The following is a 14,786-nucleotide window of genomic DNA, read 5'->3' on the forward strand; positions in this document are numbered from 1 at the left end:
TTTTATGGATGCCGCAACAACGTATCAACATGTCTTTCGAGTGTATGCTGAAGACGTAGACTACATGGGCATTGTGTATCATGCGAATTATCTTTGTTATTTTGAGCGAGCTCGAACAGAGATGTTACGACAAAATAATTTGATTCTCTCTGATTTGATGAAGCAAGATACGCTTTTTGCGATATATGATGTACATATTCGCTATAAAGCACCAGCACGGTTGGATGATTTACTAACAGTTAACACTCAAGTACAACAACTAGGCGCTTGTAGTTTTTTATTTGAGCAAGGCATGCAAAATCAACAAGGAAAAGTAATTTGTGACGCTAAAATTCAAGTGGTATGCGTGAATAGTAGTTTGAAACCAAAACGATTTCCACTTGAATAAATGAATTATCGTAGCTATGTGAAGGTTGAGCCTTGGTGCGATGCAGCACCGTCATGAAGTGAAGCAGAATTTCTTCTCCCTACAAGGGAGAAGGTGCCATTAGGGCGAATGAGGGGATTGATTTGGCTAATGAACCCCTCACCCCAGCCTCTCTCCCACGAGTGGAAGAGAGGAATCTCCTTAACTTCATGTCGATGCCGCTATACTGCACCCAAACTACGATGAAGAAATAAGATCTTGGTACTGGAGATAATATAGATGGGTAATCAAGCAAATGTATTAATGTATTTTATGCAAGCAGGTTTAGTTGTTAAATCAGTCATGATTTTATTAACTGCTGCATCCATTACTTCTTGGACATTAATATTTCAGCGCGCCTGGTTTTTTAACCGGAAAAAGCAGTTTACAGAGGCTTTTAGCCGAAGATTTTGGGATAGTGGTGACTTAAGCAGACTTTATGCTGATATTGATAGTAATTTAGATGAGCGACATGGCATGGCAGCTATTTTTCATGCTGGTTTTAAAGAATTTGTACGGGCTAGAAAGCAGGGTAATGTAATCATTGAACCGATACAAAGAGTCATGCAAATTACTCATGCAAAAGAAGCAGAAAAGTTGGAAAAACATTTACCCTTTTTTGCTTCTGTAGGTTCTATTGCACCTTATGTAGGATTATTTGGTACGGTTTGGGGTATAATGACGTCCTTCCAAGCATTGGGACATGCACAACAAGCTACTATTGCTATGGTGGCTCCAGGTATCTCCGAAGCACTGGTGGCTACCGCTTTAGGCTTATTTACAGCAATACCAGCGGTTATTGCATACAACCGATATACAACGCGTGCTAATGACTTATTAAATCGATTTGATTTATTTCAGGAAGAATTAATATCGCTTATAGAACAACAAAACAGTGACACTGTAAGAGGGTAGAATTTGAAATGATCCGAGCAAAAACCAAGCGTGAGCGCCCCATATCAGAAATTAATGTCGTTCCCTATATCGATGTGATGTTAGTTTTACTTGTTATTTTTATGATCACAGCACCAATGCTGAGTCAGGGGGTTACTGTTGACCTGCCGAAAGCAGCGAGTCAGACTTTGGCTCCTACAGATAGAGAACCTATTATCGTTTCCGTAAATCAGCAAGGCACTTATTTCCTTAACATCAGCAGTACACCAGCTGAACCTATAGAATCACAAGCATTGGTAGTTCGCGTTGCTGCGGAACTGGAATTAGCAAAGCAATCCAATCAAAAGCTGAATGTACTAGTTAAGGGCGACCAGGGAGTTGCCTATGGAAAAGTCGTTCAGGCTATGGCACTACTCAAGCAAGCGGGCGCAGAACAAGTAGGATTACTGACTGATTCAGAAGCAGAAAAAGCAGAGGGGCAAGCATGATAAGCAATCCCAGTTATCGCAAGGCTTTTTTTGCCGCGCTAGGATTACATCTTTTTTTAATCGTGATGTTGTTGACTGACAATTCAAGTCAACGACCTGTTTTAACTGCAGAAACTAAGAATACTCCAGGAATAGAACAGCCTATTGCAGTGACGCCACAAACAGAGGTAGTGAAAGCAGTTAGTGTTGATAATAAACAAGTCATGGAAACAGTGAATCGTTTAAAGCAGGAACGTGAGCAACAAAAACGAGCTGAAATCAACCGACAAAATGAACTTAAACGACAAGCAGAAGCTGCAAGACAGCAACGAATAAAGGAACAACAACAAATCGCACGACTTAAGGAAGAGGCTAATAAGATAGCGATTGCACGGAAAAAGCAGTTAGAGGAAGAAAAAAAACGTTTAAAGAAACTTGCCGAACAAAAAGCATTGGAGGCAAAGCGTGTTGAAGAGTTAAAAAAACAAAAAGAGGAATTGGTAAAACAACAGCAACTGGAAGCTAAAAAGCTCGACGATCTGAATAAGAAAAAGTTGGCAGAGAAAGCTCAAGCTGAAAAAGAGAGAGCAGAAAAGGAAAAAGCTGAGCTGGCAAAAAAAGCAGAAATGGATCGAAAAAAACAAGCAGCTGAAGCAGCTGCAAAACAGGCACAAGCAGCTCAAAATGCTGAAAGACAAGCACGTATCGCTGGTGAAGTTGACAAATATAAGGCTCTGATTGTAAATGCCATAGGAAGAAATTGGATATTGCCTGAAAATGTGGACAGCAGCCTTTCCAGCCAATTCAGAATACGTCTTGCTCCTGATGGTATGGTGTTGGAGGTTACTTTAACCCGAAGCAGCGGCGATCCGTTACTTGACCGATCAGCACAAACAGCGATTTATAAGGCTTCGCCGTTACCTGTACCTGCGGATGCAGAAACATTCAATCTGTTTCGCGATATAAGTTTAACCGTTCGACCAGAACAAGTGAGGGGGTAAAACTCGTGATTAACCGAATTATTACAGTATTTTTATTGCTTTTGACACAGCAAACTTTTGCTCTTGATTTGGAGTTAACCCAAGGGATTAACTCTGCTTTACCCATTGCAATCAATTCTTTTGGTTCAGATACAACGGGTAAAGAAATTGGACAAATTATCGAAAATGATCTGAATTTATCAGGGCAGTTTCGAATTGTTTCTGGCCCACTAGGAGCAAACTCCCAATCATCAGTTAGCACGTTGAAACAATTGGGTGCTGACAGTGTTGTAACCGGCCGAGTCAGTCAGGTAGGGGGGCATTATGAAGTCAGCTTTACACTAACTGATGCTGTAGCTAATGGAACAACATTATTGACAAAAACTTATCAAATTAATGCGAATCAAGTAAGACCGCTAGCACATCATATTAGCGATGAAGTATACCAAAAATTAACCGGGGAGAAGGGGATATTTTCTACTCGTATCGCCTATATTTCTGTGCAAAGAATGGTAGGCAGTACGCGTTACTCATTAGAGGTTGCTGATGCTGATGGACACAATCCTCAAAGTTTGTTGGTTTCATCCGAACCTATTATGTCCCCAGCTTGGGCACCCGATGGTAAAAGTATCTCTTATGTCTCTTTTGAGAAAAAGAGAGCACAAATATTTACGGTTTCAGTTGAGACAGGTCAAAGACGCTTAATCACCAGCTTTCCTGGAATTAACGGTGCTCCTGCATGGTCTCCAGACGGTAGGGAACTCGCTGTAGTATTGTCTAAAAGCGGAACACCTAAGATTTACAGCATAGACATTAACACGGGTAATATGAAGCAATTGACCTTTGGTGATGCTATTGATACGGAACCCCGTTATGCTCCCGACGGTAAAAGCATTTTATTTACTTCCGGTAGGGGTGGATCGCCACAAATATATCGTTTATCTTTAGCAAATGGCCAAGTATCTCGTTTGACTTTTGAAGGCAACTATAATGCGCGCGCCTCTTATACTCCAGATATGAAAAATATTGTTATGTTGCATCGAGATGATAAGCAATTTAACATTGGCTTACAAAGTGCAAACGGTGGACCTGTTGTCAGTTTAACTTTCTCTGGCCGTGATGAGTCTCCATCAGTTGCACCCAATGGTCGTTTGATTCTTTATGCGACTCATAATCAGGATAAAGGTGTATTGGGTATCGTTTCTCTCGACGGTAGAATAAGAATGAGACTGCCTGCACGTGAAGGGGATGTACAAGAACCTGCGTGGTCTCCCTATTTAGGTTAATTATGTCACGAATTATATATGGACTTATTTTTTGTTTAGGATCTTTAAATGCTTATCCTTGGAATGCGGCAGGCCACAGGGTGGTGGCCCAAATTGCGTATGATAATTTATCACCAAAAGCTAAGGAAATGTGTTTCAAGTACCTGCGTTCACGGACACACAACACCCCCAACTCGAGTTTTGTTAGCGCTTCAACCTGGATGGATGAGATAAGATGGAGGGAAGTGTATTGGTATGATGTAATGCATTATATTGATACTCCCTTTTCCAGTGACGGAACACCTACGCCTCCAATTGAAAGTACTAATGCCGTTAAGACAATTAAACTGGCTAGTTCTGCACTGGCTTCTAAAAAAACAACCCCAGCGGACAAAAAACTCGCATTACGCATGTTAATCCATATAACAGGTGATATTCATCAACCTCTACATGCCATAACTAGGGTCAGCGCACAACATCCCATGGGCGACTTAGGTGGTAATTTATTTTTACTGGGAACCAATCCAGTAGGAAGTAATTTACACCAATACTGGGATAATGGAGCCGGTTTTTTTCTGGGCCAATACGACGCGATGCGAGTAAAAAATACAGCGCTGCAATTGGAACAAAAACTTCCCTGTTCCGTGATCGGTAAACTAACAAGACCAGCCAAATGGGCGAAAATGTCCTATAAACTGGCTTTAAAAAATGTTTATCAAACGAATCCTAATGAAATTCCCAATGCTAAATACCAAGAAAATGCACAGCTTTTAGTTCAAAAGCAGGTGGCGTATGCAGGGTGCAGACTCGCTGCGTTACTCAATAAAATTGCACAAGGATAAATTTTTAGTTTTTTGAGATTATTTAAGACTTAGCAATAGGTGGGTACTTTAAATCTAAGTTCTCCTTTTCTATTCATTAAAATGATCAATCAAACAAAGTATAAATCTTGTGCTATATTTTAGAGGCATTTATTTAAAATACATTTTTATCATCAATTTAAAAGGAATTATTAACATGAACAAATTATTTGCAAAGGTTGGTATATTCAGCTTATTAATGAGTGTTACATTCTTTGGCTGGGCAGGATCTTGTAAGGCTATTGCAATTTCTTGCATGCAAAATGGTTACTATAAAGGCGGTGATAAAGCCGGAAAAGGACTAATCAAAGACTGTGTTTTACCCGTAGCAATGGGTAACAAAAGATTACCGAATACCAATTTTAGCCCAGAACAACTGCAACAATGCAAAACGAAGTTAGCTGAAAAATTAAAAGGTAAAATGCAACAAAAAATGCAACAAAAAATGGAACAAGGCACGCAAGAAAGCACGCAACAACAGTAACAGACTTTTCTCAGGAAAAATCCCTTCTCCCTGTAAAGAGAAGGGGTTTTAACTTATTGCTTCTGCAAGGACTCCATCACAGCACCCAAGAAACGAGTTGCCTCGCCTCCAGTAACGGCTCGGTGATCAAAACTCAGTGATAATGGCAGGATATTATGTGCCTCGATCACTCCTTCGCTATTAACAACAGCCCCTTGATAGAGTCTACCTACTGCCAAGATGGCCACCATCGGTGGAACAATAATCGGACTTGCGAAGCGACCTGCAAATTTACCAAAATTTGAAAGAGTGATTGTAGCTCCTTTTAATTTATCGGCGGTGATTTCTCGATTACTGACCGATTGTTTAAAATCATTGATCATTTTTCGCAGTTCGGCATCGGAAAGTTTTCCAGCATCATGAATTACAGGTACAAATAATCCTTCTTCATTATCCATAGCCAATCCAAGATGGACTTGCTTAAAACATTGACGAGCACTATGTTTTGTATCGAACCATGCATTTAATGCAGGTTCTTTTTTTGCAGCGTAGATCATCGCGTGGATTAAACGAACTGTGATATCAGTACCTGGTTTCCAAGCACTAATATCTGCTTCATCAAAAATACTTACAGGAACCACTTCTGTATGAGATTGAATCATACTGTTGAGCATTGCTCGTCTTACTCCACGTAACGGCTCAAAGCCAGCAGGAACTTCAGCATTTTTATCTGCTTGTGCTTGAACATCATCACGAGTAATGACACCAAACTCTCCAGTTCCTTTTAGCGTAGCTAAATCAACACCCAGTTTTTTTGCAAGCATTTTTACCGCAGGAGTGGCTTTGATACGATTTTTAGCAGAGTGTTGCACACCTATAGTAAAGTTGTCTTCTGAAACTTCACTACTTTCTTCTAAATTACCTACTACTGTCCCTTTGTCTGCTGGCTTGGCACTGGTTGATTCAAAAGCAACCAAGGGCTCCCCTGTTTTAATGACATCACCGGGTTTTCCATATAATTTGCCGATAGTTCCAGACTGAGGGCAAGGTACATCAACTACTGCTTTTGCGGTTTCCATAGAAACTAAAGGTTGATCTGCCACCACAGTATCGCCTTCTTTGACAAACCATTCATGTATCTCAGCATCTGGTAGGCCTTCACCCAAATCAGGTAGATTGAAAATATTCATTATTACTCCATTATGCTCATAACGCTGTTTTTAATACGTGTAATACTGGGTATGTATTGTTTTTCCAATTGGAAATAAGGCATTACAGTATCATATCCAGTTACCCGCTGAACTGGGGCCATTAAATCAGCCATACAATTTTCCATAATTTGTGCTGAAATTTCGGCGCCAACCCCACAAGTTTTTGCTCCCTCATGAACGATAACACAACGTCCAGTTTTTTCTACAGAGGCCAAAATTGTTTCTATGTCCAGTGGTTTGATGGTTGCAACATCGATTACTTCGCAGGAAATTCCTTCCTCAGCCAATTGTTTCGCTGCTTGTTGTGTTTCGTGAATACTGGCACCCCAGCTTATTAAGGTAACATCGTCACCTTCTTGCAACGTAAAACATTGACCCATAGGCAGTGCTTGACCATTATCTTCAACAGGTTGCTTGACCAAACGATAAATTCGTTTAGGCTCCAGAAAAATGACTGGATCAGGATTGCGCATAGCAGCTAGGAGCAAGCCATAAGCTCTCTTTGGGGAGGAGGGAATAACCACTTGTAACCCTGGAATATGAGCAAACAACGCTTCAGTGCTTTCTGAATGATGTTCTGGAGCGCGGATACCACCACCAAAAGGAGCTCGAAAAACAAGAGGACAATGTAGTCGTCCGCGTGTTCTATTGCGCATACGAGCAGCATGAGAAATAATTTGGTTCATGGCAGGATAAATAAATCCCATAAATTGAAACTCAGCGACTGGTTTTAGTCCTTGGATTGACATACCAATGGCCAAGCCTGCAATCATGGATTCGGCAAGAGGAGTATCAAATACTCTTTTTTCACCAAAGCGTTCTTGTAATCCGACTGTGGCGCGAAATACACCTCCGTTTTTGCCAACATCTTCACCAAAAACCACCACATTTTCATCATGAGCTAACTCGTAAGCCAAAGCCTGAGTTACAGCCTCAATCAAAGTAATATCAGGCATGAGTTGCTTCCTCCATAGCTATTGCGCGTTGTTCCACTAAATACTCAGGTAATTCAGCATAATGATAATCAAAAATACTGCTAATAGGCTGCATTTTCATACTCAGGTATTCATTAACTGCTTTTTCTACTTCTTCGGCACAATGGATAACTAATTTTTCTTCGTCATGGGCATTCCAGATTTTTTGCTCCATAAGAAACTCTTTGAATCGAGAGATTGGCTCCCTGGGCTTAGCTTGTTCAACTTCCTCACAAGGTTGATATCGAGTGGCGTCGTCCGCTGTCGTATGATCAGACAAACGGTACGATATCGCTTCAATTAAAGTAGGTCCCTCACCACGACGTGCCTTTTCAATTGCCTCACCAATAACTTGTCTGGTTGCCAATATGTCATTGCCATCGATTTGTATCCCTTTAAAACCGGCAGCTATTGCTTTTTGTGCGATCGTTTTTGAACCTGTCTGTTGGTCTCTGGGAACGGAAATTGCCCATTGATTGTTGTTAACCACAAAAACGACAGGTAAATTCCAAGTACCTGCAACATTCATTGCTTCATAGAAATCACCTTCTGAAGTGCCACCTTCACCAAGACAAACTACAGCAACGCGGGGTTGATTTCGATATTGGAACGCAAATGCAACACCAGTTGCATGCAAGCATTGAGAAGCAATTGGAACACATATTGGTAAGTCTTCTGAATTGCAAGAGAATTGACTTCCTCGTTCGTCACCACCCCAAAATGCTAAAATTTCAGACATTTTTACACCACGTTGAAATTGAGCAGCATAATCACGGTAATAGGGAATTAACACATCTTCAGGGCGCATCGCATGGCCTATCGCTGTCGAAATGGCCTCCTGTCCGTTAATTGGAGCATAAGTTCCCATTTTACCTGTTCTTTGCAAAGCAATGGCTTTTTTATCAAAGGTGCGTGTAAGAACCATGATTTTATAAAGCTCTTTTAGTGCAGAATGATCATGGGCAAAAGCGGGGAGTTGGCCGACTAATTTTCCATGTTCATTTAAAAATTGAATATATGTAATATCAAATTGAGCAACTGTTGACATATGAGGCTCCTTGTCAATAAAGCGTTTGCATAGCATACTCACAAATTAATTTAAAAACCAGAGCATTAGTGTTGGAATGATATTAAAAAAGAAGTAATTTTGTAGCCCTGAATAGAGCGCAGCCGCGGTCGTTATTGAGACCCGTTGCGCGGTTGTCAGGCTATCTCAGTTTTATAATAATTACCTAAGAGGGTCTATTTTGAGTCAATTTGTATTCCATTCATTGGACTATCATCATTCGCTGCATGATGATTACCAAAAGTTACGGCATCTACCTGGTTTTGTTCTTCTAGAGAGTACCGATCGCATTCATGGGCGCTATGATATTCTTAGTGCCTACCCTTATGATTGCATCCAAATTGATAACAGCGCCTCCGATCTATCGTACTTATTGAAGGAAATCAATCACATTTTATCGCCATTACCCTCTGTGGCCGATCTTCCTTTTCAAGGTGGCGCTCTGGGATATGTATCTTATGATCTTGGTGCAAAGTTATTTGGCATAAACTCTCGGATACAACCCACATTAGAGAATATGCCTTTATTGGATCTTGGTTTGTATGATTGGGCAATCATTGCAGATCATCATAAAAAAATTATTACATTGTTTGCAGCAAACACCCATCCATCTACCCCTAGAATAGTTGATGAAGTCATCGAATTATGGAATAACTCAATCGGACAAGGGAGCACGGCATTAATAAAAGGTAATTTTACTCCATTGGAGTCCAAGCAGAATTACCTGGAGGCATTTTCCTCAATCCATCAATCCTTAAACGAAGGTAGAAGCTATCAGGTCAATCTTACTCAGCCTTTTCATGCTCCTTATGAGGGAGACAGTTGGTTTTTTTACGATAAAATTTGCAGAGAAAATCCTGTTCCTTATGCTGCTTTTATGAAAACAGAGTATGCGGATATTCTAAGTTTCTCACCAGAGCGTTTTCTATTCCATGAGGCAGGTAAGTTAGTCGCATCTCCGATTAAAGGGACAATAGGGCGTTCGAGTAATCGCATTGAAGATGAGCAGTTAAAAAATAAATTAACTTCTTGTGAAAAAAATCGGGCTGAGAATGTCATGATTGTTGATTTATTAAGGAATGATTTAGGAAAAATTGCTCTGCCTGGTTCAGTACAAGTAACCGATTTATGCGAAGTACAAAGTTATAACTCTGTACATCATTTAGTAAGCACAATTGCAGCTCAATGCTTGCCATCAATCCTGCCTTTTGAAGCATTTTTATCCTGCTTTCCTGGGGGGTCTATAACAGGTGCACCAAAAATTGAGTCCATGCGAATTATTCATGAGCAAGAATCGTATGCACGAGGAATTTACTGTGGATCAATAGGCTATTTTTCACGACATGGACGATTTGATACAAATATTGCTATTCGTACAGTCACTGCCAAAGAAAATATTTTGCATTTAGCTGCTGGTGGTGGAATTGTTATTGACTCAGACTGTGAAGATGAATATCGTGAATGTTTCATCAAAATAGCAGCAGTCATTAATGGACTTAACTGAATTTAAAAATAAAAAAATGGTGCATTCGGCAGTGGTTGTTTTGTATGAACAATTATCCGATTCGCTCATTTTGACAAAACGTAGCGATCACATGCGAACACATCCTGGAGAAATATGTTTCCCTGGTGGTACCTGGGAGGAAGGGGATGAAAATTATTATGCTACTGCCCTTCGAGAATTGAATGAAGAGTTGGGAATAGCTCCAGACCGTATTACACTGATAAGAGAGTTGGACATACAGAAAACTCTTTTAGGAACTGTTATTCATCCTTGGTTTGCGAGTGTTGAGACGGTTCATCCTTATCAGTTAAATTCTCATGAAGTGGTTCGCCTTATCTCTATCCCAATGACATTAGTTCAAGATGCAAAAAATTATAAAGATTTTATGATTGAGCGTGGTGGACGTCGTTATGTCACTTGTGAATTTACTGCGAATAAGGATTGGGTATGGGGTGCAACAGCCCGAATAATGAGGCAATTAGTTAAATAGGGGTATAGGAGAATTGGCAGTGCAAGTCATTTCCAGTGTTGTGGGGGATCTCCTCGCTTAGGATGCCGGTGTAAGATCCCGGATTAGTTGCGCTAATCCGGGCTGCAAAAGCTCTCACCATTAAATGGCCACCGCGGGTTTTGTTTCTGGAAGGCTAGGAGAACTCGCATGACTTTCTTTAAGTGCCCGACGAAGAATTTTTCCCACATTTGTTTTGGGAAGCTCATCGTAAAATTCAACTACTTTAGGGACTTTATAAGCGGTTAGATGTTCGCGACAATAAGCAATGATTTGTTCTGCAGTTAAACTAGGATCTCTTTTCACAATACAGGCTTTAACTCGCTCACCAGATTCTTTATCAACAATGCCAACAACCCCAACTTCTAAAACACCGGGGTGCATTGCAATCACTTGTTCTACTTCATTGGGATAAACATTAAATCCTGAGACGAGTAACATATCTTTTTTACGGTCAACTAAATAAATAAAACCCTCTTCATCCATTTTGCCAATGTCACCAGTTTTTAAATAGCCATTTTTAGTAAATACCAGTGCAGTTTCGTCAGGTCGTTTCCAATATCCAGGAGTTACCTGAGGTCCTTTAATACATATTTCACCACTTGTACCTATGGGTACTTCATGCTCCTCATCATCGAGAATAATTACATCGGTAGAAGGAAGCGGAAGTCCAACACTTCCGTTATATTCAACAAGGTTCATGGGATTTATTATGGCAGCGGGACTGGTTTCAGTTAAGCCATAAGCTTCTAATACGGGAGTTTTGGTAACCTCCAACCATTTGAGCGCTACGCTTTTTTGCAAAGCCATTCCACCGGCAAGCGAAATTTTCAGTTTACTGAAATCAACTTCTTTAAATTTGGGATGATTCAATAATGCATTAAACAGAGTGTTAACACCGGTAATCGCTGAAAAATGCGCTTTTTTAATTTCTTTAATAAAGTGACCAAGATCACGAGGATTGGTGATCAAGATGTTCTTTGCACCGAGTTTTAAAAAAGTTAAACAATTCGCAGTAAGAGAAAAAACATGATAGAGAGGAATTGCGGTAATAATGGTTTCATCACCATCCAGGCCTGTGGGTTTAATCCATGCGTCGGCCTGGAGGACATTGGAGACCATATTCCCATGCGTTAAAACAGCACCTTTTGCCACACCGGTTGTTCCGCCAGTATATTGTAAAAATGCAATGTCATCATGATCCAATTCGACATGATGAAGGGGCGACTGTTTTCCTTCAAGCAAGGCGTAATTAAAAGCTACAGCGTGAGGAATATTATAAGCAGGCACCATTTTTTTTACGTATTTTACGATTGAATTGATAATAATTCGCTTTGGTGTCGGAAACAGATCGGCTATCTCAGTGACAATCACATGCTTTAATGTGGGCATGGAATTTAATGCTTTTTCAACGGTCTTTGCAAAATTAGCGAGTACAATTATTGCCTCAGCACCAGAGTCATTTATCTGATGAACCAGTTCGTCAGTAGTATAAAGAGGATTGGTATTAACAACTACATATCCCGCTCGTAAGATGGCAAATAGAGCTACTGGATATTGAATTACGTTAGGGAGCATGATTGCTACTCGAGTCCCTTTATCCAATTTAAGTTGTTGAAGATAAGCAGCTAAATCTCTGCTCAATTCATCCAGTTCACTAAAAGTAATACTGCTCCCCAAATTGGTATATGAGGTTTTTTTAGCATAACGCGTGCAGGATTCTTTAAACAAATCTACGAGGGAAGAATATTGACTTGCGTCAATTTCGTGCGGAACTCCTTTCTGATATTGTTCAAACCACCGTTTATCCACCTTAATATCCTTCTGTTATTGGTTTTCACATGTTAGTATAAACAAAAATATTGGTTATGGATATCATACTCATGGGTGAACATATAACGCAAACTCAAGCATTTAAGCTTAAAGGTCGTCTTTATACATTTACTGTATTGCATGTATTAAATACGGACCCAGATCTTTTTTCGAAACAACTAGCTGATACTGTTGCTAAAGCCCCCAAGTTATTTGAGCATACTCCAGTTGTTTTTGATTTGTCCTCGGTACAACAGCTTGAGTTTGATTTGCAGACTTTACTGCAGGCTGCACGTACTCAAGGGATGATTCCTGTTGCGATTCAAGGGGGAAGTGTTTTACATAATACGTTAGCTCAATGTCATGGGTTAGCGGTATTGCATGCGTCTTCAACGCATGATAAGCCGATTATTGAACGACCAATTGAAAATCATCATCACGATGCAGCAAAATCAATAACAAAATTAATTACCACACCGGTTCGTTCAGGTCAGCAAGTCGTTGCAAAAGGTGCCGACCTTGTGGTTGCTGCTTCAGTGAGTCATGGTGCTGAATTATTGGCAGATGGCTGTATTCATGTCTATGGCGCTTTAAGAGGTAGAGCTTTAGCGGGGATCTCTGGGGATAAGGAAGCTCGAATTTTTTGTCAGTCACTTGAGGCCGAGTTGGTATCAATTGCTGGATTTTATCGCTTAAGTGATGCGATTCAGCCTTATAACGGACCTTGTCAAATTTACTTAATGGATGAACACATACATATTGAGCCTTTATGATAGAAGTTGCTTTTATTTCTGATCTTCATTTGCATCCAGAAGATCAGGCCATCCAGGCGCGTTTTAATCAATTTCTTGAATGGGCAAAAATTTCAGTTAAAAATGTTTATATTCTCGGTGATTTTTTCCATGCCTGGGCTGGTGATGATACTATTGATGAATGGAGCAGAAATATAGCCAATCAATTGTTTTCTTTAAAAAAACAGGGCATTAACCTGTTTTACATGCATGGAAATCGTGATTTTTTACTGGGGAAAACTTTTGCAAAACTCGCTGGATGGACTATTTTAGCTGAGCCGACGGTAATCCAATTAGGGCAGGAAAAAATACTCTTAGTCCATGGTGATCGATATTGTACTAAAGACTTAGCGCATCAGCGCTTAAGGCTGATCACTCGAAATAGAATATTTCCTATTTTATTTTTAAGTTTACCAATCAAATATCGTCAACGGTTAGTGAAGCAAATACGTTATCGAAGTCAGATGAATCAGAACAAATCTGTAGAGGAAATGGATGTTGTTGCTGATGAAGTAATTAAGCATATGTCACATTATCAAGTAACTCAATTAATACACGGTCATACACATAAACCGGGCATCACTTTGTATCAAAATGATTCGCAAGAATTAAGGCGTTATGTACTCAGTGATTGGGATGACAAACCCCATGTATTGTGTTATGATCATACAAAAGGGCTCTATTTTGCCCATATGTAATCTTGGAGTGATAGGTTATGACCCGAACTAAAGCAGAGCTTGAAGCGGAAAAGCAAGCAGCGAATAAAACTTCTCTGGAGGGAGCGGAAAAACTCCGCAAAGAACAAAGAGATAAAGAGTACAATGCAGCGCTAGAGACCGAACAAGCCAAACAGCGACAGCAGTGGGCCAAGGTTATGGATGAGTTGAGAAGTAAGCATAAACTCAAAAATCGAAAAGAGGGCGGCCCTGAAACTTATTGGGAAGAAGTAGAGCAATTGGCTGATCATCTGATTAACTCAGACCAAAACTCCACCATTGACTGGCGTTCCAATATGATGTCCTTGTTGAATTTATTAACAAAATTGAACAAAGCAATAAACATATCGTCAGAACAGGTTGCTGGCGAGGCATTGGACCTTGTAAAGCAGGCTACTCGACCTTTCCCTGTGTTTGGACATCTGTTTCATCCTAACGAAAAAATATATCAGTCGCTTAAAACAGCGATACTTCATAAAGTCATTCAAGGCAAAGGGGATTTTGAGCTACCTATTCTGGAACACAAGGTTTCTTTTAAAGATGGAAAAGTTAAGGTAGCCGATTTGACTCGTGCTGATCGTATCCCATTAAATAATGAAAATGAAGCAAATAAAGCGCTTAAAAAGTTTGTTGATATTTGGTTAGAAGAGCAAGGTTATATCCCTGTTCCTAATCCTAACGCTCCTGTTAATAGTGGTAAGGTTTATAAACATCATGCAACTGGTGTATTATTGAATGAGGATAAATTTAACGAATTAAATAATGATCCACAAACCAGCTTTGCCACATTCCTAAAACAAAATGCCACCTTGAAGTATGACGAGCAAAGAGAGGCGCAGAGCACACCCGCTTCTCCTTAAGCACTTTTT

The 14,786-nt window shown here is 40.1% G+C and carries 16 protein-coding genes; 12 read left to right on the forward strand and 4 right to left on the reverse strand.

What is annotated here, in order from left to right; all coding sequences use genetic code 11:
• The first annotated feature begins 4 nt into the window (after window positions 1–4).
• From OQJ13_RS00115 to OQJ13_RS00145, 7 genes are all read left to right on the forward strand, one after another.
• Complete coding sequence (locus OQJ13_RS00115; protein ID WP_058387647.1) at window positions 5–388, forward strand: YbgC/FadM family acyl-CoA thioesterase; 384 nt, start codon at window positions 5–7, stop codon at window positions 386–388.
• A gap of 258 nt (window positions 389–646) precedes the next feature.
• A complete protein-coding gene (tolQ, locus tag OQJ13_RS00120) occupies window positions 647–1,321 on the forward strand; it encodes a protein TolQ (RefSeq protein WP_028380655.1) in 675 nt (224 codons plus the stop codon).
• Between the two features lie 8 nt (window positions 1,322–1,329).
• Window positions 1,330–1,788, forward strand: coding sequence for a protein TolR (tolR, locus tag OQJ13_RS00125; protein ID WP_028380654.1), 459 nt, complete (start codon window positions 1,330–1,332; stop codon window positions 1,786–1,788).
• Window positions 1,785–2,768: a cell envelope integrity protein TolA gene (gene tolA / locus OQJ13_RS00130; protein WP_265708271.1), complete on the forward strand. Its 984-nt coding sequence runs from the start codon at window positions 1,785–1,787 to the stop codon at window positions 2,766–2,768. Before tolR ends, tolA begins: the two co-directional genes overlap by 4 nt.
• A gap of 5 nt (window positions 2,769–2,773) precedes the next feature.
• Window positions 2,774–4,033 (forward strand): Tol-Pal system beta propeller repeat protein TolB, encoded by a 1,260-nt coding sequence (tolB, locus tag OQJ13_RS00135; protein WP_265708274.1) that lies wholly within the window; start codon window positions 2,774–2,776, stop codon window positions 4,031–4,033.
• A gap of 2 nt (window positions 4,034–4,035) precedes the next feature.
• Window positions 4,036–4,854 carry a S1/P1 nuclease gene (locus tag OQJ13_RS00140; RefSeq protein WP_265708276.1) on the forward strand — a complete coding sequence of 273 codons (819 nt, stop codon included), beginning with the start codon at window positions 4,036–4,038 and terminating at the stop codon, window positions 4,852–4,854.
• 175 nt (window positions 4,855–5,029) lie between these two features.
• Complete coding sequence (locus OQJ13_RS00145; protein WP_265708277.1) at window positions 5,030–5,356, forward strand: hypothetical protein; 327 nt, start codon at window positions 5,030–5,032, stop codon at window positions 5,354–5,356.
• 53 nt (window positions 5,357–5,409) lie between these two features.
• On the opposite strand, the gene OQJ13_RS00150 is transcribed toward OQJ13_RS00145, so the two are convergent.
• Genes OQJ13_RS00150 through pdhA form a run of 3 tightly spaced genes read right to left on the reverse strand, consistent with a single transcriptional unit; the run spans window position 5,410 to window position 8,568 of the window.
• Window positions 5,410–6,525, reverse strand: coding sequence for a dihydrolipoamide acetyltransferase family protein (locus OQJ13_RS00150; protein WP_265708278.1), 1,116 nt, complete (start codon window positions 6,523–6,525; stop codon window positions 5,410–5,412).
• Window positions 6,526–6,527: 2 nt separating this feature from the next.
• The gene (locus OQJ13_RS00155) at window positions 6,528–7,502 is read right to left on the reverse strand and encodes an alpha-ketoacid dehydrogenase subunit beta (protein WP_265708280.1); all 975 of its coding nucleotides are present in this window, start codon (window positions 7,500–7,502) and stop codon (window positions 6,528–6,530) included.
• Window positions 7,495–8,568: a pyruvate dehydrogenase (acetyl-transferring) E1 component subunit alpha gene (gene pdhA, locus OQJ13_RS00160; protein ID WP_265708281.1), complete on the reverse strand. Its 1,074-nt coding sequence runs from the start codon at window positions 8,566–8,568 to the stop codon at window positions 7,495–7,497. Before pdhA ends, OQJ13_RS00155 begins: the two co-directional genes overlap by 8 nt.
• A gap of 199 nt (window positions 8,569–8,767) precedes the next feature.
• On the opposite strand from pdhA, the gene pabB reads away from it, so the two are divergent.
• Window positions 8,768–10,090, forward strand: coding sequence for an aminodeoxychorismate synthase component I (gene pabB / locus OQJ13_RS00165; protein WP_265708283.1), 1,323 nt, complete (start codon window positions 8,768–8,770; stop codon window positions 10,088–10,090).
• Window positions 10,077–10,580, forward strand: a complete 504-nt coding sequence (locus OQJ13_RS00170) for an NUDIX hydrolase (RefSeq protein WP_265708285.1) — start codon at window positions 10,077–10,079, stop codon at window positions 10,578–10,580. The genes pabB and OQJ13_RS00170 overlap by 14 nt, the downstream gene beginning before the upstream one ends.
• Before the next feature lie 120 nt (window positions 10,581–10,700).
• Here the strand turns inward: OQJ13_RS00170 and OQJ13_RS00175 are convergent, their stop codons facing one another.
• On the reverse strand, window positions 10,701–12,410 hold the full coding sequence (locus tag OQJ13_RS00175) for an AMP-binding protein (protein ID WP_265708286.1): 1,710 nt from the start codon (window positions 12,408–12,410) through the stop codon (window positions 10,701–10,703).
• 71 nt (window positions 12,411–12,481) lie between these two features.
• Between OQJ13_RS00175 and minC the strand changes: the two genes are divergently transcribed.
• Genes minC through OQJ13_RS00190 form a run of 3 tightly spaced genes read left to right on the forward strand, consistent with a single transcriptional unit; the run spans window position 12,482 to window position 14,777 of the window.
• Window positions 12,482–13,183, forward strand: a complete 702-nt coding sequence (gene minC, locus OQJ13_RS00180; protein WP_265708287.1) for a septum site-determining protein MinC — start codon at window positions 12,482–12,484, stop codon at window positions 13,181–13,183.
• Window positions 13,180–13,899, forward strand: coding sequence for a UDP-2,3-diacylglucosamine diphosphatase (locus OQJ13_RS00185; RefSeq protein ID WP_265708289.1), 720 nt, complete (start codon window positions 13,180–13,182; stop codon window positions 13,897–13,899). Before minC ends, OQJ13_RS00185 begins: the two co-directional genes overlap by 4 nt.
• A gap of 17 nt (window positions 13,900–13,916) precedes the next feature.
• The gene (locus tag OQJ13_RS00190; protein ID WP_265708291.1) at window positions 13,917–14,777 is read left to right on the forward strand and encodes a hypothetical protein; all 861 of its coding nucleotides are present in this window, start codon (window positions 13,917–13,919) and stop codon (window positions 14,775–14,777) included.
• The last annotated feature ends 9 nt before the right edge of the window (window positions 14,778–14,786 follow it).

This window comes from Legionella sp. PATHC035 (genome assembly GCF_026191115.1).
In the GTDB taxonomy this organism is placed as follows: Bacteria; Pseudomonadota; Gammaproteobacteria; order Legionellales; family Legionellaceae; genus Legionella.